Source organism: Neorhizobium galegae, assembly GCF_017877135.1.
GTDB classification, from domain to species: domain Bacteria; phylum Pseudomonadota; class Alphaproteobacteria; order Rhizobiales; family Rhizobiaceae; genus Neorhizobium; species Neorhizobium galegae_A.
On sequence record NZ_JAGIPH010000007.1, the window covers coordinates 197,857 to 219,451 of the forward strand.

Annotated in this window: 21 protein-coding genes; 10 read left to right on the forward strand and 11 right to left on the reverse strand. The window is 62.7% G+C overall.

The window, feature by feature from the left end:
- Nucleotides 1-23: 23 nt before the first annotated feature.
- Together J2858_RS19500 and J2858_RS19505 are read right to left on the reverse strand one after the other, a co-directional pair.
- Entirely contained in the window at nucleotides 24-917 is an 894-nt protein-coding gene (locus tag J2858_RS19500) for a carbohydrate ABC transporter permease (protein WP_210106516.1), read from the reverse strand.
- A 570-nt stretch (nucleotides 918-1,487) separates the two neighbouring features.
- Nucleotides 1,488-2,222 (reverse strand): FadR/GntR family transcriptional regulator, encoded by a 735-nt coding sequence (locus J2858_RS19505; RefSeq protein WP_432443378.1) that lies wholly within the window; start codon nucleotides 2,220-2,222, stop codon nucleotides 1,488-1,490.
- A 279-nt stretch (nucleotides 2,223-2,501) separates the two neighbouring features.
- Here J2858_RS19505 and J2858_RS19510 point away from each other — a divergent pair, with 279 nt between their 5' ends.
- From J2858_RS19510 to J2858_RS19525, 4 genes are all read left to right on the forward strand, one after another.
- Complete coding sequence (locus tag J2858_RS19510; protein WP_245366734.1) at nucleotides 2,502-2,882, forward strand: hypothetical protein; 381 nt, start codon at nucleotides 2,502-2,504, stop codon at nucleotides 2,880-2,882.
- Between the two features lie 200 nt (nucleotides 2,883-3,082).
- On the forward strand, nucleotides 3,083-4,495 hold the full coding sequence (locus J2858_RS19515; RefSeq protein WP_210106518.1) for a PepSY-associated TM helix domain-containing protein: 1,413 nt from the start codon (nucleotides 3,083-3,085) through the stop codon (nucleotides 4,493-4,495).
- 99 nt (nucleotides 4,496-4,594) lie between these two features.
- The gene (locus J2858_RS19520) at nucleotides 4,595-5,101 is read left to right on the forward strand and encodes a copper chaperone PCu(A)C (RefSeq protein ID WP_210106519.1); all 507 of its coding nucleotides are present in this window, start codon (nucleotides 4,595-4,597) and stop codon (nucleotides 5,099-5,101) included.
- Nucleotides 5,098-5,691 carry an SCO family protein gene (locus J2858_RS19525; RefSeq protein WP_210106520.1) on the forward strand — a complete coding sequence of 198 codons (594 nt, stop codon included), beginning with the start codon at nucleotides 5,098-5,100 and terminating at the stop codon, nucleotides 5,689-5,691. Before J2858_RS19520 ends, J2858_RS19525 begins: the two co-directional genes overlap by 4 nt.
- 62 nt (nucleotides 5,692-5,753) lie before the next feature.
- Here the strand turns inward: J2858_RS19525 and mnhG are convergent, their stop codons facing one another.
- The 6 genes from mnhG to J2858_RS19555 are packed head-to-tail and all read right to left on the reverse strand — an operon-like array spanning nucleotide 5,754 to nucleotide 11,790.
- Nucleotides 5,754-6,152, reverse strand: coding sequence for a monovalent cation/H(+) antiporter subunit G (mnhG, locus tag J2858_RS19530; protein ID WP_210106521.1), 399 nt, complete (start codon nucleotides 6,150-6,152; stop codon nucleotides 5,754-5,756).
- Complete coding sequence (locus J2858_RS19535) at nucleotides 6,149-6,430, reverse strand: K+/H+ antiporter subunit F (RefSeq protein ID WP_210106522.1); 282 nt, start codon at nucleotides 6,428-6,430, stop codon at nucleotides 6,149-6,151. The genes mnhG and J2858_RS19535 overlap by 4 nt, the downstream gene beginning before the upstream one ends.
- On the reverse strand, nucleotides 6,427-6,903 hold the full coding sequence (locus J2858_RS19540; RefSeq protein ID WP_210106566.1) for a Na+/H+ antiporter subunit E: 477 nt from the start codon (nucleotides 6,901-6,903) through the stop codon (nucleotides 6,427-6,429). The genes J2858_RS19535 and J2858_RS19540 overlap by 4 nt, the downstream gene beginning before the upstream one ends.
- Complete coding sequence (locus J2858_RS19545; RefSeq protein ID WP_210106523.1) at nucleotides 6,903-8,534, reverse strand: monovalent cation/H+ antiporter subunit D; 1,632 nt, start codon at nucleotides 8,532-8,534, stop codon at nucleotides 6,903-6,905. The genes J2858_RS19540 and J2858_RS19545 overlap by 1 nt, the downstream gene beginning before the upstream one ends.
- Complete coding sequence (locus tag J2858_RS19550) at nucleotides 8,531-8,869, reverse strand: Na+/H+ antiporter subunit C (protein WP_210106524.1); 339 nt, start codon at nucleotides 8,867-8,869, stop codon at nucleotides 8,531-8,533. Before J2858_RS19550 ends, J2858_RS19545 begins: the two co-directional genes overlap by 4 nt.
- Complete coding sequence (locus J2858_RS19555; protein WP_348635510.1) at nucleotides 8,869-11,790, reverse strand: monovalent cation/H+ antiporter subunit A; 2,922 nt, start codon at nucleotides 11,788-11,790, stop codon at nucleotides 8,869-8,871. Before J2858_RS19555 ends, J2858_RS19550 begins: the two co-directional genes overlap by 1 nt.
- A 90-nt stretch (nucleotides 11,791-11,880) precedes the next feature.
- Between J2858_RS19555 and J2858_RS19560 the strand changes: the two genes are divergently transcribed.
- Nucleotides 11,881-12,177, forward strand: coding sequence for a helix-turn-helix domain-containing protein (locus J2858_RS19560; RefSeq protein ID WP_210106525.1), 297 nt, complete (start codon nucleotides 11,881-11,883; stop codon nucleotides 12,175-12,177).
- A 66-nt stretch (nucleotides 12,178-12,243) separates the two neighbouring features.
- On the opposite strand, the gene secD is transcribed toward J2858_RS19560, so the two are convergent.
- Entirely contained in the window at nucleotides 12,244-14,751 is a 2,508-nt protein-coding gene (gene secD / locus J2858_RS19565; RefSeq protein WP_210106526.1) for a protein translocase subunit SecD, read from the reverse strand.
- 102 nt (nucleotides 14,752-14,853) lie between these two features.
- Nucleotides 14,854-15,237: a hypothetical protein gene (locus J2858_RS19570; protein ID WP_210106527.1), complete on the reverse strand. Its 384-nt coding sequence runs from the start codon at nucleotides 15,235-15,237 to the stop codon at nucleotides 14,854-14,856.
- A 310-nt stretch (nucleotides 15,238-15,547) separates the two neighbouring features.
- On the opposite strand from J2858_RS19570, the gene J2858_RS19575 reads away from it, so the two are divergent.
- The 5 genes from J2858_RS19575 (at nucleotide 15,548) to J2858_RS19595 (ending at nucleotide 20,844) form a co-directional block, all read left to right on the forward strand.
- The gene (locus J2858_RS19575) at nucleotides 15,548-16,891 is read left to right on the forward strand and encodes an extracellular solute-binding protein (RefSeq protein WP_210106528.1); all 1,344 of its coding nucleotides are present in this window, start codon (nucleotides 15,548-15,550) and stop codon (nucleotides 16,889-16,891) included.
- Nucleotides 16,892-16,977: 86 nt separating this feature from the next.
- Complete coding sequence (locus J2858_RS19580) at nucleotides 16,978-17,868, forward strand: carbohydrate ABC transporter permease (RefSeq protein ID WP_210106529.1); 891 nt, start codon at nucleotides 16,978-16,980, stop codon at nucleotides 17,866-17,868.
- 7 nt (nucleotides 17,869-17,875) lie between these two features.
- Nucleotides 17,876-18,760 (forward strand): ABC transporter permease subunit, encoded by an 885-nt coding sequence (locus tag J2858_RS19585; protein ID WP_210106530.1) that lies wholly within the window; start codon nucleotides 17,876-17,878, stop codon nucleotides 18,758-18,760.
- A 39-nt stretch (nucleotides 18,761-18,799) separates the two neighbouring features.
- Nucleotides 18,800-19,942, forward strand: coding sequence for a sn-glycerol-3-phosphate ABC transporter ATP-binding protein UgpC (ugpC, locus tag J2858_RS19590; RefSeq protein ID WP_210106531.1), 1,143 nt, complete (start codon nucleotides 18,800-18,802; stop codon nucleotides 19,940-19,942).
- Nucleotides 19,939-20,844: a sugar phosphate isomerase/epimerase family protein gene (locus tag J2858_RS19595; protein ID WP_210106532.1), complete on the forward strand. Its 906-nt coding sequence runs from the start codon at nucleotides 19,939-19,941 to the stop codon at nucleotides 20,842-20,844. The genes ugpC and J2858_RS19595 overlap by 4 nt, the downstream gene beginning before the upstream one ends.
- Nucleotides 20,845-20,931: 87 nt before the next feature.
- Here the strand turns inward: J2858_RS19595 and J2858_RS19600 are convergent, their stop codons facing one another.
- On the reverse strand, nucleotides 20,932-21,531 hold the full coding sequence (locus J2858_RS19600) for a TetR/AcrR family transcriptional regulator (RefSeq protein WP_432443379.1): 600 nt from the start codon (nucleotides 21,529-21,531) through the stop codon (nucleotides 20,932-20,934).
- Between the last annotated feature and the right edge of the window lie 64 nt (nucleotides 21,532-21,595).

A 21,595-nucleotide genomic window follows, 5' to 3' on the forward strand; every position in this document is an offset into this window, starting at 1 on the left:
CCAGTTCCATCGCGGCTTCAAGGTCAGTCACGCTCGTTTTCATAATGCACCCAGTATTTCGAGGTGAAGAAAGCGATCGCCGTGAAGATCGCGATGATGATCAGGAGCACCCAGGCAAGTGCCGAGGCATAGCCCATGCGGAAGAACTTGAAGGCTTCGTTGAACAGATAAACCGTGTAGAACAGCAGGCTGTCGGCCGGCGCGCCGCTGCCGTTCGAAATGATGAAGGCGCTTGAAAACGTCTTGAAGGCCTCGATGGTCTGCAGCACCAGGTTGAAGAAGATGACGGGGGCGAGAAGCGGCAGCGTGATGCGGGTGAACTGGCGCCAGGGCGGCGTTCCGTCGATTTCGGCGGCCTCGTAAAGATCGCGGGGAATGCCGCGAAGACCGGCGAGAAAGATCAGCATCGGCGAGCCGAATTGCCACATGGCAAGGATCACCAGCGTATAGAGCGAGGTGTCCGGATTGGTCAGCCAGTTCGGCCCGGATACACCTAAATAGCCGAGTGTCTGGTTGACGACGCCGTTTGCATCGAAAAGCTGGCGCCAGAGGATGGCAATGGCGATCGAGGCACCGAGCAGCGAGGGCAGATAGAAGATCGCCCGGTAAAACCCGATGCTGCGCAGGCCCTTGTCGAGCAGCATCGCCACGCCAAGCGCCATGATCAGCCGCGCCGGAACGGCCAGCACCACGTAATGGAACGTCACCTCCAGCGCCTTCCAGAAGCGGCGGTCGCGGGTGAACATGTAGGTGTAGTTGTCAAAGCCTATCCAGCGCGGCGCATTCACCATGTCGTATCGGGTAAACGACAGGTAGAGCGAGGCCAGGATCGGCCCGAGCGCCAGCAGGAAAAACCCGATGAACCAGGGCATGAGGAACAGGTATCCGGGGGCATTGCGGGCAATGAAACGTTTCATGGCGGTGCCTTTGCAAGCGTTGCCGATATCTGCAGGCACTGAAAAATGGCCTTGCCGGCAGATGCCGATCGGTTTCAGCGGGCGCGCGCGACGATGGACGCGGGCGCCAGGCTCAGCTTTCCAGAAAGGCAGCGCTCATCCATCCGAAAGCACGCGGTGCTGTTGCCCCCGGCAGCCCTTGCCCGACGGGTTTCTGACCGTTGCAGCGCGCCACGTCGGTCGGCCGGGCCCGACAGGGCACCCTCTGCCGCTGGAACGTGCGAAAAATGTCCTTGTGTGACCCATGCCATGACACCCTCCTCCTTCGTCCGGCCTCTTCATGCCGGCAATCTTGTTCCCGAAGGCCTCCACTCCTTCGGTCTTCGCCCGGCCCCGGGGGCCGAACGGCAGGCTTGCGGCTGTCGCCCGGCCTCAATCGGGTGCCGGATCTCCTGACAGGATCTCCGGGACAGACAACTTGAGGCGCACCCTGACCGTCCGATCACTCAAGCGGCAGGGCCAGCTGCGGCCTATGACAAGTCATATAATCATCATATGACTTGCGCAAGTCTCCGAACGAAGCGAGACGCGTTACGCCGTTCCGCCACCCTTTGGGCGCAGCGCGCGGGCAATGGCGCGGTAGCGTTCCTGCGAGCCTTCCAGGTGCCGGCGCATCGCCGCGCGGGCCGCCTCGGGCTCTTGCGCCGAGATTGCATCGGCAATTCGCGCGTGCTCCTCCACCACCTGCCCCAGATAGGCCTCGCTATGCGAGGAGGCGAGGTTGGGCAGATTGGCACGCGGAATGGCGGCAAGGCCGAAGCGCACCATGGCATTGACATAGAAACTGTTGTTGGTGGCGCGGGCGATGGCGAGGTGGAAATCGTAATCCGCCTGCGAGGCGGATGCCTTGGCCGCCACCAGATCCGCCATCTCGTCATTGCTGGCCCGGATCTCGAACTCCTGCGCCGACGAGCGGCGCACGGCCGCAAGTGCTGCGCTTTCCGTCTCGATCCCGACGCGAAGTTCCAGCATTTCCAGTGTCTTTGGAATGGACCCCTGGTCTTCCGGGCTCAGAAACGGCTCGTTGCCGGGCGCCGCGTCGCAGACGAAAACGCCGCGCCCCTGCTCCGCCTTGATGAGACCCGCCGCCCGCAACTCGGCCAGCGCCTCGCGGATCACGGTGCGGCTCACGCCAAACCGTTCAATCAGCCCAGGCTCGGTCGGCAGTTGCGCGCCGGCGGCCAGACGCCCGTCGGCAATATCGAGGCGCAGCTGCGCGATCACGGCTTCGGCAAGCCGTGCCTTGCGCGGTTCCTCTTTCGCCAATGGCATCTTGTCCATACCGCCCCCCGACACCCCGTCTTGCGGTTTCCGATCGCCAAAATTCATATTATGAATTTATTTTCACCTTTAAACACGCCGAAACGCGCCAGCGCAAGTCCTGTCGCGCCGAGCGACATCAAAGCGTGCCGGTCTGCGCGCCTTGAGGCTCAGACGGGATGAGCAAAATTGACGCATTGCCGGTTGGCGGGACGGCGTGTAAGCCTGTGTTCCAGGGAAGGCGCGAAGAGGCAAGCGACGACAGGCATGACGAGGTCTATTTCCATGGCTGGGATGGTGCGCATCATGTGTGCGCTTGCCTTGCTGTGCCTCGGCCTTGTCCACAAGCCTCCCGTCATTGCGACGGCGGGGATCCCGCTGACAGAGATCGCCGCCTATGTGCTGCCGGATGGCACGCTGCCCGTCCTTTGCGTCACCAGTCACGACGACGGCAAGGCGCATCCTCATGATGAGGGTCGCAGCACCGGCTGCGAGGCCTGCCGCCTCAATGCCTCCGTCATCCTGCCGGCCCCTGCCCTCGTTGCGTTCGCAACGGTTGAGCGTGTGCGCAATACCGTTCTGCCAAAGCGCTCCGAAGCACATTACCGGCAGTTGTTTCCGCCCAACACCGGCCCCCGCGCCCCGCCTTCCGGCCTGATTGCCTGAAACCCTCGCGCCCTTGTCGGGCTGCGGGATCCTTCAGCCAGCGCCGGCTCAACACTGCCCCCTGCGGCATCCCGGCGCGCAGTTCGGATATCTCCCATGTTCCACTTCTTCCTGCCCTGTGCTCCGGAGCAGCCCCTCGCTGCGACGCTGCGTTCACGCGTGGCCTTTGTCGCGATCCCCAGCTGCAAGGCGGCTTCGCGATGAGCACCGTGACCCACACGATCGACGCAAAACCGGCCGCCGGCTTCCAGCGCCGCTTCTACATCACCGCCTGGCGCTGGCATTTCTACGCGGGGCTTTACGTCGCCCCTTTCCTTGCGATGCTGGCCGTGACCGGCCTCATCATGCTGTGGTCTTCGGTGCTTGCTGGCCGCGACGGCGAAAATCTCTATTCCGTTGCACCGCTTTCGCAAACGCTCGCCGTCTCGCAACAGGCCCAGGCCGCGCTCGCCGTCGTGCCGGACGGTGTCCTGAAACAGTATATCGCACCGCGCACCGACGATCAGGCCGCCCTCTTCCGCGTCAACAGCGGGTCGCAATCGATCATGGTGGCGGTCGATCCCTATCGCGGCGTGGCGCTTGGCCAGTGGCAGCGCCGCACCGCCCTTTACGATCTGGCCGATACCATTCACGGCACGCTGCTGATCGGAACGCTTGGCGACCGGCTGATCGAAATCGCCGCGGGCTTTGCCGTGATGCTGGTGGTGACCGGCCTTTACCTCTGGTGGCCCCGCGACACCGGCTGGCGCTCCGTTCTTGTGCCGCAGCTTGCGACGCGGGGCCGAGCCCTATGGAAATCGCTGCATATGACAGTCGGGTTCTACGCCAGCATCATCCTTCTCGCCTTCCTTCTGTCCGGCCTTACCTGGGCCGGCATCTGGGGCGAAAAATTCACCCAGGCCTGGAGCACCTTCCCGGCTGAAAAGTGGGACAACGTGCCGTTGTCCGATGCGACGCACGCCAGCATGAACCATGACGGCGTGAAAAACGTGCCCTGGGCGCTGGAGCAGACGCCGATGCCGGCCTCCGGTTCCAGCGCCGGCGTGACCGGGATTGCGCAAGGTCACCCGGTCGACCTCGACGGCGTGGTGGCGCTTGCCCGCAGGCTGGGCTTTGACCAACGGTTCCAGCTGTCCTTCCCCGGCGGCGAAACAGGCGTGTGGACGATCGCCCGTGATACGATGAGCAATGACAGCAGCGATCCGCTGTCGGATCGCACCGTGCATGTCGATCGCTACACCGGCCGGATCCTTGCCGACATCGGCTTTGCCGATTACGGCGTAGCCGGCAAGGCCATGGCCGTCGGCGTCGCACTTCATGAGGGCGACATGGGCGTCTGGAATATCGCGCTCAACACGCTGTTTTGCCTTTCCATCCTGTTTCTGTCGGTAAGCGGCGTGGTGATGTGGTGGAAAAGGCGGCCGAAGCGCGCCGGCTTTCGCCTGATGGCGCCGACGGTCACCGAGCCGGGCCCGTTCTGGAAGGGCGGCGCACTGGTGATGCTGGCGCTATCGGTTCTCTTTCCGCTTTCCGGCGCGGTTCTTGTCACCGTCATCGCCGCCGATCTGCTGATCCTCAGACATCTGAAACCGCTGAAGCGGGCCATCGGATGAGAAATCCTTTGGGTCGCCGGCGGCAAAGCACCCGGCGGCCCTACCCGAAAACCGTCACACCCGCTATTTGACCCTTCAAGAGAAGACAGGAACAGTATCATGAAAAGACAGATCGCAGCCGCCTGCACCGCCTTGTTTCTCCTCGTCGCGCAGGGCGCGTCTGCCCATGGCTTCAAGGTCGGCCCGCTGGAGATCGGCCACCCCTATTCCCGCGCCATGCTGCCGGGCGCCAAGGTGGGTGGCGGTTACTTCAAGATCGTCAACACCGGCGACACGGCAGACCGGCTGGTGAGCGTCACCTCCGATCGTTCGCCCGACGTGCAGATCCACGAGATGAAGATGGAGGGCTCCATCATGGAAATGCGCCCGCTGCCCAACGGTCTTGCCGTGCCGGCCCATGAAACGGTGGAGCTGAAGCCCGCCAGCTATCACGTGATGTTCACCAACGTTACCCAGCCGTTCAAGGAAGGCGAAATGATCAAGGCCACGCTCAATTTTGAAAAGGCAGGCCCGGTCGAGGTGGAATTCGTTGTCGGACCGGCCGGTGGTGACAAGGCAGGCGGCGAAGCGGGCGGCCACGATGCGCATAAGGACCATGGAAAATGAGCCGCGCACCGCTTTCGCTGGCAGCGATTGGTCTTGCCAGCATCTTTGTTGCCGCGCTGGTTGCCGTCATGGTCTGGGTATCGGCCGATAGTGCCCGTGCCCGTCCCGGCCCCTTTCATGCGGCGTTTTCGCTGATCGACGACCGGGGCAACCCGGTCGATGAAACCCTCTTCAAGCGGGGGCCGGCGCTCGTCTATTTCGGCTATACCCATTGCCCGGAAGTGTGCCCTACCACGCTCTTCGAAGTGGCCGGCTGGCTGAAGCAGTTGGGGCCGGAGGGCGAGAAACTTGGCGCCTATTTCTTCACCATCGATCCGGCGCGCGACAGCCCGCAGGTCATGCATGACTATGTCACCTCCATCACCGACCGCATCACGGGGATTACCGGTCCCGATGCGGAAATGAAAAAGGTGACCGCCGGCTGGATGATCCACGCGGAACGATCCTATGGCGATGACAGCGACTATCACATGAGCCATACGACATCGCTCTTGATGGTGGGGGCGGATGGCCGCCTGAAGGGCATGATCCCCTATGGATCCGATGACGAGACGGCGCTCAACAAGATCCGCACGACGCTGTTGCGCTGAGGCGCCCCAGACGAGCGCGGGGGCAGGACGATGGTGCCGTACGTCCGGAATGGACCTCGGCATCAGTTCTCCTCGGCGTTGCCCTGGATTGCCTCGACATCTTCCAGATCATGCTGGTGCTTTTCCGGCACGTTGCCGTTGCTTTCCGCCCGGTCGCGGTGAAGGGCGGCACGCGCCAGAAGCATGAAGGTAATCGGCGTCGTCACGGTCACGAACAGGCCGATGAGGATTTCGTGCAGAACAGGCCGTGACGACGAAACGGAGAAATACACCATCGAGGCCAGCATGATGCCGCCGACACCCCAGCTCGTGCCAAGCGTCGGCGCGTGCAGGCGTTCATAGAAGGTCGGCAGCCGCAGGAAGCCGATGGCGCCGATGAGAGCCAAGGCCGATCCGAAGATCAGGAAGGCCGCCACCACCATGGCAGCCCAGAGCGGCAGGTCCGAGACGGGCTGGATCATTCGATCACCTCCCCGCGCATGAGGAATTTGGCAAGGGCAACGGTTGCGACGAAGCCCAGCATCCCGATGACCAGCGCTGCCTCGAAATAGATGGTGCTGCCGGTTCCGATCCCGAAGGTGACGAGCATCAGCATGGCATTGATATAGAGCGTATCGAGCCCGATGATGCGGTCCTGCGCGCGGGGTCCCCGGAACATGCGCACCGAGGCGATCGCCATGGCAAGTGCAATGAGCAGCTGGGCGATGGAAATGGCGGTGAGAAGGATCACGGCGCTCATGCGAAAATCTCCAGCAACAGGGCCTCGTAGCGGTGCTTGATCGTTGCGATCCACTGCTCTTCGTCAATGAGGTCGAGCACATGCAGAAGCACGGTGCGGTCGCGGCTGTCATATTCCAGCCAGGCTGAGCCGGGCGTACTGGTGAGGATAATGGCGAGAAGCGCCAACGCCGTCTTGTTTTCGATCTCCAGCGGCAAAAGCAGGAAGCCCGAGGTGTGCGGCCGGCGCTTGCCCTTCAGGATCAGCGTTGCAACGGCAAGGTTCGAGCGCAGGATATCGACGAAGACGACGGTGACAAGTTTCGGGATAAGCCACCATTTGCGCAGCTTCGGCTTATCCGGACGAAGCGAGGCAAGCGCCCAGGAGGCAAAGAGCGCGACGAGCGCCCCGAGCACCAGCTGTCCCCAGCTGAAGCCGTTGAGCATAAGCCACATCAGGAGGAGGCAGACGGCCAGGATCGGATAAGGCAGCATCATTGGCCCTCCGCGCTTCTGGCCGCGCGTTCCTTCCAGCCCTCCACCGTTGCGGCGTTGTGCACCGCATCGATATAGACGGCCGGATTTGAAAGCGTCCGGATGGTCGTATCCATGTATTGCATGGCAGGCCCCGCCTGCACCGACAAGGCAAGCGTCAGCGACAGCAGAAACATCACCGGCACCAACTCGATCACCAGCACCCGCGGCACCACGCCTTCCAGCGAGCTCCAGAAGGTGCGGATGCCGACACGGCTCATGGCGATCAGGGCCGCAACGCCCGACAGGATGACCAGCACGCAGAGCATCCACACCGCCGGCGTGGGCGGCACGCCAATGGCGCCGGTTCCCATCATGGCAGACAGCATGGCGAATTTGGCGATGAAGCCGGAGAGTGGCGGCAGGCCGGCAAGAAGAATGCCGCAGGCGGCAAAGCAGGTGCCCAGAATGGCCATCGTGCCGGGCATCGTCACGCCTTCGCCCTCGTCCAGCCGGTCTTCGTCACCATCACCATAGGCCTCCATGGTGACGGCCAGGACGTTTGCGCCGGCATCCTGTCCGCGCTCCACCAATTCGATCAGCATGAAGAAGGCGCTGATGGTGAAGGTGGAACTGACGAGATAGAGCAGCGCGCCCGACGAGATGGCGCCATCATTGATGCCAAGCACCATCAGCATCGTGCCTGACGAGACCAGCACGGAATATCCGGCCATGCGGCCGAGCGCCTGCGAGGACAGCACGCCGATCGTGCCGAAGATGAGGGTCGCCGTGCCGCCCCAGAGCAGAACGGTCGCGCCGAAGCCGGCCGACGGGCCTTCGCCGAAGAGCAGCATGGTGAGCCGCAGAATGACATAGATGCCGAGCTTGCTCAGAATGGCGAACATGCCGGCGACCGGTGCTGAGGCGGCACTATAGGCCGTCGGCAGCCAGAAGCAGAGCGGCCACATGCCGGCCTTGATGAGGAAAGCCACGCCGAGTACGCCGGCGCCCGCCTCCATCAGCATCAGCCGGTCCGGCTCGATCTGCGGAATGCGCGCAGCAAGATCGGCCATGTTGAGCGTGCCTGTCGTGCCGTAGATGAGACTGACACCGATGAGGAAGAACAAGGCCGCGACCAGGTTGACGGCGATGTAATGCATCCCCGCCTTGACGCGCAGCGGTCCTGAGCCATGCAGCAGCAGACCATAGGAGGCGGCCAGCATCACCTCGAAGAAGACGAAGAGATTGAACAGGTCACCGGTGAGGAAGGCACCGTTCAGCCCCATCAGCAAGAGCTGGAACATGCTGTGGAAATGGGCGCCGACCGAGTGCCAGCGGGCAAGCGAAAAGACCAGCGTCGCAAGGGCCAGAAGTGCCGCGAGGAGCAGCATCAGCGCCGAAAGGCCGTCAAGCACCAGCACGATCCCGAAGGGAGCCGCCCAGTTGCCCAGCAGATAGACGCCTTCGAAATCGTTGGGGCCGCTTTCGATGCGAAACAGGATGACGGCGATCATGCCGAGGATGATCGTCGAGGCCAGGCTGATCATCGCCTTCGTCACGCGCCGGCGCTCGTCGAAGAACAGCAGCAGAGCGGCGGCCATCATGGGCACCAGGATCGGCGCAATGATGAGATGGTGTTCCCAGCCGTTCATTTACGCTCATTCCTCCCGTCGACATGGTCGTTGCCCGTCAGCCCCCGCGAGGCAAGCAGCACGACGAGAAACAGCGCCGTCGTGGCAAAGCCGATGACGATGGCCGTCAGCACCAGCGCCTGCGGCACCGGATCGGAGAGCGTCGACGACACCACCCCATCGCCCAGGATGGGTGGAAGATTGCTCTTCACCCCGCCGACCCCGAAAATGAACAGGTTGACGGCATACGACAGAAGCGACAGGCCGACGATGACCTGATAGGTGCGCGGGCGAAGGATCAGCCAGACGCCGCAGCCGGTCATGACGCCGATGGCAATGGACAGCACGAGTTCCATCAGCTTTCCTCCGTTTTGGCGGCATCATGGCTGCGCACGCGCCGGATGCGCACCGACTGGTGGGCAAGCGCCACCAGGATCAGCACCGTCGAGCCGACAACCAGCGAAAACACGCCGAGATCAAACAGAAGCGCGGTCGCCGCCGGCATCTTGCCGATGAGCGGCAGCTCGACATAGCGGAAGTGCGAAGTGAGGAACGGATAGCCGAGGAACCAGGCGCCAACGCCTGTCGCAAGCGCGGTCAAAAGGCCACCGCCCATCCAGCGCAGCGGCAGGATCCGCAGCCGGTCCTCCGCCCAGCGCGTGCCGCCGGCCAGATATTGCAAAAGGAAGGCAATCGACATCGTAAGGCCCGCCGAAAATCCGCCGCCCGGCATGTCGTGCCCGCGCATGAAGATATAGACGGCAAAGGTGATGATGACCGGAAACAGCCATTGCATGATGAGCGACGGCACGGCCAGATAATCACGCACGGTATCGCCGGGGGCACGGTCCGGCCGTTCCTCGTCGAACCGGTTCTGGATGCGCTGCTGCTCGGGCATGTCAAGACTGTCGGAGGCAGGGCGGAAACGGCGCAGCAGGGCAAAGACGGTCAGCGCCACCACACCGAGAACGGCGATTTCGCCCAGCGTATCGAAGCCGCGGAAGTCCACCAGAATGACGTTGACGACATTGCGTCCCCCACCCTGCTCATAGGCATTGTCGAGGAAATAGGTGGCGATCGTATCCGGCACCGGCATGGTCATGACGGCAAAGGCGACGAAGGACATGCCGACGCCGCAGGCAATCGCCAGCACCAGATCGCGGAAGCGCCGGAACCGGCCGCGCAGCGAGATGAAGGCGCCCATGTCCGGATTGCGCTTGGGCAGCCAGCGCAGGCCAAGAAGAATGAGAACGGTGGTGACGATTTCCACCAGAAGCTGGGTAATCGCCAGATCCGGCGCCGACAGCCACACGAAGGTGATGCAGACGATGAGACCGACGCCCCCCAGCATGACAAGGGCGGCGAGGCGATGATACTTGGCCATATAGGCGGCCGCAAGCGACAGCGCCATGCCGATGGCCCACATTGCCGCAAAGGCCGGATCGATGCCGGAAAAGGTGAACATGCGGGCTTCGAAACCGGACACGTAAAGCGGCAGAAGACCCGCCAGGAAACCGCAGGCGACAACCCAGCGCAGCTGTGGCTGCAGATTGCGCGTGCCCATCCGGCTTTCGGCAAGCCGCGCCCAGCGCCAGGAGACGGTCACCAGTACGCGCTCGAAAATGCGCTGGCCGCGTAGATTGCGCAGGAACGGCGGACCATCTTCGCAGCGGGCAAAATAGCCACGCAGCAGGATGTAGAGCAGCGCGCCCCCCGCCAAAGCCAGGATGCTCATCAGCAGCGGCAGGTTGAAGCCATGCCAGATCGAAAGGCTGTATTCCGGCGTCCGGTTGCCCAGCACGCTTTCCACCGCCATCTGCAGGAAAGGCCCGATGGAATAGGCCGGCACGATGCCGACGACGAGGCAGACGATCACCAGGAATTCGATGGGGAAGCGCATCCAGTGCGGCGGTTCATGCGGCGTAGCAATGGGAAGATCGGTAGGCTTCGGCCCGAAAAACACGGTGTGGATGAAGCGCAGCGAATAGGTGACGCTGAAGGCGCCTGCAAGGGTGGCGATATAGGGAAGCGCCCGGTCGAGGATGGAATCCGCATGGGTTTCCACCGCTTCGGCAAAGAACATTTCCTTCGACAGGAAGCCGTTGAGGAGCGGCACGCCGGCCATCGAGGCACTGGCCACCATGGCAAGCGTGGCGGTAATCGGCAGGAAGCGGAAGAGCCCGCTCAGGCGCCGCATGTCGCGCGTGCCGGTCTCGTGGTCGATGATGCCGGCGGCCATGAACAGCGAGGCCTTGAACGTTGCATGGTTCAGCATGTGGAAGATGGCAGCGACGGTTGCAAGCGGACTGCCGAGGCTGAGCAGCGTGGTGATGAGACCGAGATGGCTGATCGTCGAATAGGCGAGCAGCCCCTTCAGATCCCGCTGGAACATGGCGAAATAGGCGCCGAGCAAAAGCGTCAGCGTGCCGGCAAGGCCCACCAGCCAGAACCATTCATAGGTGCCCGACAGCACCGGCCAGAGCCTGACGAGCAGAAATACGCCGGCCTTCACCAGCGTTGCCGAATGCAGGAAGGCCGACACGGGCGTGGGTGCCGCCATGGCGTTCGGAAGCCAGAAGTGGAAGGGAAACTGCGCGCTCTTGGTCAGCGCCCCGAGCAGGATAAAGATCAGCGCCGGCAGGTAGAGCGCATGGTTGCGGATGACATCGCCGGAGGCCAGCACTTTGTCGAGATCATAGCTGCCGACGATGTTGCCGAGAAGCAGCATGCCGATCAACAGGCAGAAGCCGCCGATGCCGGTAATCGTCAGCGCCATGCGGGCGCCGTCACGGGCGGTGGAATTGTTGTGCCAGTAGCTGATCAGCAGGAAGGAGAAGATGCTGGTCAGTTCCCAGAACACCGAGATGAGGATGATGTTGCCGGAAATGACGATGCCCAGCATGGCGCCCATGAAGGCAAGCAGGAAGGCAAAGAAGCGCGGGATCGGGTCGTCTTCCGACATGTAATAGCGGGCGTAGAGGACGACGAGAAAGCCGATAGCGGTGATCAGCATGGCAAAAATCCATGCAAATCCATCGAGCCGAAGCGTGAAGTTGAGGCCGAACTGCGGCAGCCATTGCGCATCGAACCGCAGGACATTGCCGTTGGCGAGCGCCGGATAAAAGCTTGCGGTCAGAAGTGCGGCCAGGAGCGTCACGGCACCGGCCACGAAGACGGGAAGATCGCGCGACGTGGTGTTGAGGATCAAGCCTGTTGCCAAGCTGCCGAGAAACGGCAGAGCCAGAAGGACGACCAGGAGAAATGGCTCAAACGTTATCCCAATGCCCCAGATCCCTCTCTGTGCCGTTAAAGTCGGACTGCAAGGGGCAAAGCGCCCCATCTAGCAATCGGCGCGGAAACGCCATATATGGTTGATATCGACCAATATGGGCAACGTGCTGCGATGGGTCAACCCAAGGCCATGATATTATTGAGCCCGTCTCTCTGTCGGGCGGCCCGCGGGCTGCTCGACTGGACGCAAGCCGATCTTGCCGAGCGCTCCGGCGTGTCGCGCAGCACCATCCGCGATTACGAAGGCAACCGCCACGAGGCCCACCGCGCCACCGAAGCCCAGTTGCGCCTTGCCTTCGAAGAGGGCGGCATCACCTTCATCAAAGTCGATGGCGAAAAGATCGGCATCTGTTCCGGCAAGGCGGAGGAGTGACCACCGGCGCACGTAGCGCGCCGATGGTGTGTGTTCTTTGACGTAACCGGCCCAGCGGCGACGCAGTCAGGCTTTTGCCGTAACCGCCTCGCCTGCCGCAGCCCGGCGGCGGGTGCGCCAATCGCCGAGGAACAGCAGAATGGGTGCGGCAATGAAGACCGACGAAGATGCGGCAATGAAGATGCCGAACACCATCGGAACGGCAAAGCTTTCCACCGCACTGCCGCCCCAGATTGCCATGGGTACCATGGCCAGGAAGGCCGTGGCGGACGTATAGAGGCTGCGCGCCAGCGTTTCGTTGATCGACAGGTTGATCAGGTCGCGAAACGGCATCGTCTTGTAGAGCCGCATGTTTTCGCGCATGCGGTCATAGACCACCACCTTGTCATTGACGGAATAGCCGACAAGTGTGAGCAGCGCCGCAATGGCCGTCAGGTTGAAGTCGAGCCCGGTCAGCGCAAAGAAACCGATGGTCTTCGTCACATCGAGAACGAGCGTGACAATCGCACCGACGGCAAACGGCCATTCGAAGCGCACCCAGATATAGATGAGCATGGCAAGGCTTGCGAGCACCACGGACGTGATGCCGGCGGTTGCAAGCTCTCCGCTCACCTTCGGCCCGACGACTTCCGTCCGTTCGATCTTGGCGGTTGGGTCGATCGTGACGACTGCGCTGCGCAGCTTCTCGATGGCCTCGGTCTGGGCCGTCTCCGGTCCCGGCTGGCGCTCGAGCCTCACCAGAATGTGGTTGCGGTCTCCGAACTCCTGCAGCGCCACCTCGCCAAGCCCCAGACCCTCGATCCCGGAACGGAAGGCCGAAAGATCCGCCGGCGCACCGGTCGAGACTTCCACCTGGATGCCGCCCTTGAAATCGACGCCGTAATTGAGGCCCGGCGTGATGAAGAGGACGATGGACGAGATGGAGAGGAAGGCGGAGATGCCGATGCCCACCATGCGCGCCTTCATGAAGTCGATCCTGGTGCCGTCGCGGATAAGCCCGAGCGGCACGAGCGGGCGGATGTTGACCGTCTTCAGCCTGGCGCGGGCGGCAATCGCAATCATGGCGACACGCACGACTGAGACGGCCGTGAACATCGAAATGGCAATGCCAAGCCCCATGGTGACGGCAAAGCCGCGCACCGGGCCCGAGCCGAACCAGAACAGCAGGACGGTGGCAATGAGTGCCGTGACATTGCTGTCGATGATCGTGGAATAGGCCTTGTTGAAGCCGAGATCGATGGCGGCAAACGCCCCCCTTCCCTTCCGGCTTTCCTCGCGGATGCGCTCATTGATCAGCACGTTGGCGTCGACCGCAAGGCCGATGCCGAGCACGATGCCGGCAATGCCCGGCAGCGTCAGCGTTGCGCCGATGAGGCTGAGGCCGGCGAAGGTAAGGATGACGTTCAGCGTCAGGGCAACGACTGCAAGGATGCCCCAGCCGCCATAGAGGGCGAGGATAAAGCCGACGACCAGCGCAAAGCCGATGAGGCCGGAGGTAATGCCGCGCTCGATCGCATCGCCGCCGAGATCGGCGCCGACCGTGCGCTCCTCGATCACCGTCAGCTTGGCCGGCAGCGCGCCAGCGCGCAGAAGGGCAGCCAGCGTATTGGCATCCGAGACGGAAAACGCGCCGGAAATCTGGCCTGCGCCCCCGGTGATCGGCTCGCGGATGACCGGAGCGCTCAAGACCTTGCCGTCGAGCACGATGGCGAAGGGCCGTCCGACATTCTGGCGGGTGATATCGGCGAAACGGGCAGCACCCGTCTGGTCGAAGCGGAAGCTCACCACCGGCTGATTGTTGTTGGGATCGAAGGCGACGCGCGCATCCGTCAGCCTGTCGCCCGAAAGCAGCACCCGGTCCTCGACCGGATAGTTCTGGCCTTCCTCGTCGGAACGTACCGTCACCCCACGCTCGCCTTCACGGCCGAGAAGGTGAAAGCTCATCTTGGCGGTAGAGCCGAGAAGCGCGCGCAGGTTGGAGGGATCCTGTTCGCCGGGCAGCTGCACCAGCACGCGGTCGGCGCCGACACGCTGGATGGCCGGCTCGGCGACCCCCACCTGGTCGACACGCTGGCGAATGATCTCAAGGCTTTGCTCGACGGCGCTGCTCATGCGGTGGGTGATGCCGGCATCAGACGGCCGGATCGTCAGCGCGTCCGTACCCCGGTCGGCAATGGTGAGATCCGGGCTGGTCGTCAGCCCCGTGGTCACGGGGTTGGAAAGGCCCGCAAGTGCTGCGCGGGCCGCTTCGCGCTTCTGTGCATCGGCAAGCGTGACGGCGACGGCTGCTTTTTCCCGTTGCACGGACCGTATTTCGACGCCCGCTTCGCGCAGCGCCACGCGCGTCTCCTGCGTCAGGGTCTGCAGCCATTCGTCTTCGAGTGCGGGCCGGTCCACTTCCAGAACCAGATGCGAGCCGCCGCGCAGGTCAAGCCCGAGCGACACCTTCTGGTTCGGCAGAAAGGACGGCCAGCCGTCAAGGGTTTTGTCCGACAGGACATTCGGCAGGGCAACGAGCAGCCCGACCAGGATGATGACCAGATAGGTCACCACCTTCCATGTTGAGTTTCTCACAGGGTCTTTTCCAGCATAGGACGCGGCACGCATAAGGCCTGGCCGTCGTGCGTGCGCGCCGTGGTGATCGTGATGACGAAGGAAAACCTTCGAGCGATGGGATCAGGTGGCAACGCTCGGCGGCGCGCGCGGCTGGTAGGGAGAAAGGGCGGCTGCAAGGACCGGGCGCTTTTGCCCGTCGGGTCCGATCGCCGGGTCTGCACAGCGACGAAGGCTAAACGCACCGCCGGGCAGGATTGCATCGGGCAGATCACAGGCCCGGGCCTTGCCGTAAAGGCGCAGATCCGCCGAAAGGACGACGCGGACGGGATCGCGTTTTCCGAAAAACGCCGTCTGCGACGGCACCGGCGCCGAAGATGCGCCAAGGAGAGAGGCGCTGTCGTCTCCGGCTGCGGGTGTCGACAGAACGAGAAGCACCGCCAGCAGAAAACTCTGGACGGCGGCAACCGCAATCGCGATTCCCTGCCCGTTTAGCCGTGCCTGCAATGTCGAAAGCGGTGTGCGGATGACCTGCCCCTTGAATGTTCGTCTATGTCATCTTTCGCATAGGCGCGCCGGCAACTCTACCCCATGGCGCAGCAAATCCGCCACTCATACCAAGTCTCGATGGCGTGAAAGATGCAGCTTTGGCCGCCATTCCCGGCAAGCCACCGTCAGTCAACGTCATGAAACAGCGGTCAAAACTTCACGTAACCGTCACGGAACGTTGCTCGATCCATCACAAATGCCCGTTAAACCGCCCCTCGATTTCCGGGGGGACTGACGCCGGAAACTTTTCTGAAACGAGGGACTCGCGATGAAGATTTTTGCCTTGAAGACCGTTCTGGCCGGCCTGATGGCCGCCACCACGCTGGGTGCTGCCCCGGCCTTTGCCGAAAAGACCAAGTTCGAATTCTGGTACGGCCTGTCGGGCGATCTGGGCGAGCGCGTTCAGGATGCCTGCAAGAAGTTCAACGACTCGCAGGCCGATTACGAAATCGTCTGCACCTCGCAGAACGCCTATGACGCCACGCTGCAGAACACCATTGCCGCCTATCGCGCCAAGAAGCAGCCGGCCATCACCCAGATCTACGATGCCGGCACGCTGGACCTGATGCTGTCGGGCGCCTTCATCCCCGCCAAGAAGCTGATGGCCGACAACGGCTACAAGATCGACTGGAACAACTATTTCGGCGGCATTGCCAACTATTACGCAACGGCCGGCGGCGAGCTGCAGTCCTTCCCGTTCAATTCCTCAACGGCGATGTTCTATTACAACGAGACCGCTTTCGAAAAGGCCGGCATCACCTTCAAGCCGGAGACCTGGGAACAGGTTGAAGAAGCCGCCCGCAAGCTGAAGGCTGCAGGCTACGAGTGCCCGCTCGGCTTCAACTTCGACACCTGGGCGATCATGGAGCAGTTCTCCGCCATCCATAACCAGCCGCTCGCCACCAAGGCCAACGGCTACCAGGGTCTGGATGCCGAAGTCGTCTTCAACAAGACGAAGTTCGTCGATCACGTCAAATTCTTCAAGAAGATGCAGGACGAGAAGCTGTTCGTCGTCAAGACCAAGCAGCTCGGCATGGATATCGTGCCTGCCTTCACGTCGCAGACCTGCCAGATGATGCAGACCTCGGTTGCCGACCACGGCACCGTTGGCAAGACGCTGCCGGAAGGTGTGAAGTGGCAGGCCACGATGCTGCCGGTCTGGAAGGGCACCGAGCGCAAGAACTCGCTCGTCGGCGGTGCATCGCTGTGGGTGATGGCCGGCCGTCCGGACGCCGAATACAAGGGCGCTGCCGCTTTCCTCAACTTCATCGGCCAGCCGGACATGGTTCAGTGGTGGTCGACGGTCACCGGCTACATCCCGGTCACCAAGACCGGCTTTGACGCCATGAAGGCCAACGGCTTCTACGACAAGGCCCCCTACAAGGGTCGTGAACTGGCCATCGCCAGCCTCACCTACACGCCGACCTCTGAAAACACCCGCGGTATCCGCCTCGGCGGCTTCACGCAGATCCGCAAGGAAGTCGGGACGGCCCTCGAAGCCATCTTCATGCAGAACGCCGATGTCCAGAAGGAACTGGACCAGGCCGCCGAGCGCTCCAACGCCGTGCTGCGCCGCTTCGAAAAGACGTATGCAGGCCAGAAGCTGAACTAATCCTTCTGCCGCATGTCATCGGGGGGAGCCTGCCGCGCGCCGGCCGGCTCCCCCTCTCCTGCTGATCGTCTTGCATTGGTCCACTCATGGAAAAACGCGCCGTTTTCAAGAGCTGGTGGCTGCCTGTTCTGTTTGCCCTGCCGCAGCTCGTCCTGATCCTCCTGTTCTTCTACTGGCCGGTCGCGGCCGTGGTGAACTGGGCCTTCACGCTGGAGCCGCCATTTGGCGGTGCTGCGGAATTCGTCGGGTTTGCCAATTTCCGGGAGGCGCTGTCTGACCCCTTCTACTGGAACTCGGTGGTGGTCAGCCTGATCTTTGCAACGGTCGGCCCGTTCTTCTGCATCTTCATCGGACTGACACTGGCGCTTGCGGTTGATCGCCAGCTGCCGGGCTCCGGTTTCTTCCGCTTCTTCTACATCCTGCCCTTTGCCATTGCGGGTCCTGCCGCCGGCATGGCCTTCCGCTTCATCCTGTCGCCCGAGCGCGGGCTTGCCGCCTCCATCAATGCGCTGTCGCCGGATCTGTGGAACCCGGCCAAATACGGCAGCCATGCGCTGGCGCTCGTCATCATCATCTTCATCTGGAAATGGTCGGGCTACACGTTCATCTTCCTGCTTGCAGGTCTGCAGTCCGTCCCTCGTGCGCTGGGCGAAGCCGCTGCCATGGACGGCGCCGGCCCCATCCGCCGCGCCATCGACGTGCAGGTGCCGCTTCTCGCGCCGACCCTGTTCTTCTTGCTGGTCACCATGATGACCGAAGGCTTTGTCGGGGCCGACACGTTCGGCATAGTCCATTCAGTCACCGGCGGCGGTCCGAACCACGGCACCGAGGTGATGGTCTACCGCATCGTCGATGAGGCCTTCCAGGGTCTCAACTATTCCGGCGCCTCGGCGCAGAGCATCATCCTGATCGGGCTGATCATGCTCTTCACCTTCATCCAGTTCCGCTTCATCGAGAAGCGGGTGCATTACAAGTGAGGCCGGAATGATCCAGCGCACCCCTTATGCCGATGCTTTCACCTATGCGATCATGATGCTGGGCTTCTTCCTTCTGCTTGGTCCTTTCCTCGTCGTCATCGCCGGCGCCAGCCAGACGATGCAACAGGTGAACACCGTTCCCTTCAGCTTCCTGCCGCAGGGCGAGTTCATGAAGAATGCCAGCGCCGCCTGGGCGCGGGCGGATCTTCGCACCGCCATGACCAACAGCCTGATCATGGCGGCGCTGGTGACGGCCGGAAAGGTGGCCCTGTCCGCCTGCACCGCCTTTGCCATCGTCTTCTTTCGCACGCCCCTGAAGCACGTGTTCTTCTGGAGCGTGTTCATTACGCTGATGCTGCCGCTCGAAGTGCGTGTGGTGCCGACCTATGCGGTGGCTGCCGACCTCTTCCAGCCGGTGAAGTCGGTGCTGTCGCTGTTCGGCCTCGATATCAAGATCGAGTGGAATCTCTTGAACTCCTATGCCGGCCTAACGCTGCCGCTGATTGCCACGGCCACGGGCACCTTTCTGTACCGCCAGTTCTTCATGACGCTGCCCGACGAACTGGCGGAAGCCGCCCGCATGGATGGCTCGGGCTCGGTGCGCTTCTTCTTCGACATGCTGCTTCCGCTGTCGCGCACCAACATGCTGGCGCTCACCACCATCATGTTCGTCTATGGCTGGAACCAGTATCTCTGGCCGCTGCTGATGGTGACCGACCCGTCCTACAAGACGGTCATGATGTCGCTGCGCGCGCTTCTTCCCTCCGATAACGGCATTCCCGACTGGAACGTGACGCTGGCTGGTTCCCTGATCATCATGGCCCCGCCGGTCATCGTCGTCGCAGTCCTGCAGCGCTGGTTCGTGCGCGGCCTGGTCTCTTCCGAAAAGTGATCGCCCGCGCGCGTCTCCCGAAAACAAGGTTTGACTAAAATGGCTGATATCCAGATCCGCGCCGTGCGCAAGAGCTACGGCAAGACCCCGACGCTGCACGGCATCGACCTGTCCTTTGCCTCCGGCGAGTTCGTCGTCATCCTCGGCCCTTCCGGCTGCGGCAAGTCCACGCTGTTGCGCATGATTGCCGGCCTTGAGGACATCACCGCAGGCGACATCGCCATCGACGGGCGTGTCGTCAACAAGATGGAGCCGCGTGAACGCGGCTGCGCCATGGTGTTCCAGAACTATGCGCTTTATCCGCATATGACGGTGGCCGGAAACATCGGCTATGCGCTGAAGGTGTCGGGCGTTCCGAAGGCCGAGCGCGAGCGGCGCATTGCCGAGACGGCGAAAATCGTCGGCCTGCAGGATTATCTCGAACGGCGCCCAGCAGCCCTCTCCGGCGGCCAGCGCCAGCGCGTCGCCATGGCGCGTGCCATCATCCGCGAACCGAAAGTGTTCCTGTTTGACGAGCCGCTGTCGAACCTGGACGCAAAACTGCGCGTCACCATGCGCGCCGAAATCCGCAAGCTGCACCAGCGGCTGTCGGCCACATCGGTTTTCGTCACGCATGACCAGGTCGAAGCTATGACGCTTGCCGACCGGCTGGTGGTGATGAACCGCGGCCATGTCGAGCAGGTCGGCCGGCCGCTCGATATCTATCACCGTCCGGCGAGCACCTTTGTCGCATCCTTCATCGGGGCGCCGGCGATGAACCTGTTCAAGACGCGCACCGAGGTGGAAACCGCAACCGTGCGCCTCGATGGCGCCGCCATCCCCATCGATCCGCTGGTGGCGCATGCGCTGCAGGGCCGTGATGTCATCGTCGGCATTCGCCCCGAACAGTGCCGTCTGACCAGGGAAGGTCACGGCATCCCCGCCCGCATCGATTTCGTCGAGGAACTGGGCGTGGGCCGCGTCATCCACTGCGAGATCGCCGGCGAGGCCTTTGCCGCCGCCGTGGCGGAGGACGCCGAGGTTGCCGCCGGCGACACCGTCTGGCTGTCGCTTCCCCCCGAACAACTGCACTATTTCGACGCTGAGAGCGGCCGTCGCATCGAATTCCCCCTGCCGGGGACGGACATCCCTGCTGCCCGCAGCAGCGCATCGATCACACATCCTACCGGAGTTCTTTCATGACCCAGATCATTTCCGCCATCGGCTTCTGCAATCGCACCGGCCGCGGCGACCTCACCACACTGGACGCCTCGCTGCGCGAAATCGCCGATACCGGCGCCGATGCCTGCGAGATCGGCATCTATGGCGAGGAAATCGTCTCGGGCGGCCGCATCATCGAAGACCGCATGAGCCGCGTCACCGAGATCGTCGGCAAATATCCGTTCAAGAAGCTGTCGCTGCATGGCCAGATCAGCTCCAACTTCATGGACCGCCAGCACCTCGTGCTGCAGAAGCAGGTCGTGCGCGCCATGCTGGAAATGGCAAACCGCCTGGGTGCCGGCATTCTCGTGCATCATTCCGGTTCCGCGCAGCTGGCTGCCGGCGAAAATGGCGCCGATCTCGACAAGATGGAGCGCGATGCGCTGTCGGAAATGGCCGATGTCGCCAAGGGTTATGGCGTGCGGATCGTGCTTGAAAACATCTTCACCACCGAAAGCGGACAGTATCGCCAGACGCCGAGCCAGGTGGCGGAAACCGTCCGCGCCATCGGTCACGACAATGTCGTTGCCCTCATCGACTTCAGCCACGCCTATATCGAATCCACCTTCAAGGGGCTCGATTTCCGCGACCAGCTGCGCGCCATGGCGCCGGTGACCGGCCACCTGCACGTCCATGACAGCTTTGGGCGTCCCTATACGATGACAAAGTTCTTCCACCCGGCGGAGGCGACCGCGCTCGGCATCGGCGACCTGCACCTGCCGATCGGCTGGGGCGACATTGCCTGGGAAGAGATCTTTTCGGAGCTCAGCTTCCTGCCGGATACGATGCTGATCATGGAAATCGGCGCCGAACGCTTCATCGACCAGCAGCCTGCCTGCCTCGCCCGCGCCCGCGCGCTGGCCGAGTTGGTGAACGCCCGCTGAGCCGTAAGGACCATGGGGTGCCGACAGTCGGGACCCCATATCGACCGAGATTGCTCCATCCGGCGCGACCGCCTCGCGCCGGATGGCTCAGCGCCGTTGCGCTCCAGTGCGAAGCCCGTCCATCAAGAGCCCGATCAGGCGGTGGCAGCGGTCGCGCCAATCGGGAAGGTCCGGCATGGAGTAAATGCCGGACAGCGCATGCAGGAGATCGGTCGTTTCCACATCGGCCCTGATCAGACCTTCCGCGGCCGCCTTGGCGCGCAGATGCTCGAGTGCCGCCCGAATACGGTTCGTGGCATCGGAAAACAGGCCCGAATTGGCACTCATCAACACTTTCAGACTTGCGGCCATGCCACGCTTGGCGGCAATATAGCTGACGAACCGCCGCATCCATTCCTCCAGCGCAACATCGGCCGGATGGCGTGCGGCCAGCAGATCCGCCGCCGCCGCCAGACTTTCCAACTCGCGCCGATAAACAGCCTCCACCAGATGCTCGCGGCTTGGGAAATGCCGATAGAGCGTCCCGATCCCGACACCCGCCTGCCGTGCGATATCATCCAGCGATGTCTCGACGCCATGGGCGGAAAACGCGGCTGCGGCCACTTCAAGAAGCTTCTCGCGGTTTCGCAGCGCATCGGCGCGTGGTCGCGGAGCAGGTTTTGACGGTTCGGCTGCAGACAAAAACACGGGTCCTGGCAAGCGGGGACTTGACGACGGTCATATCACCCCTAAGTTAATCGGAGGCGCCTCC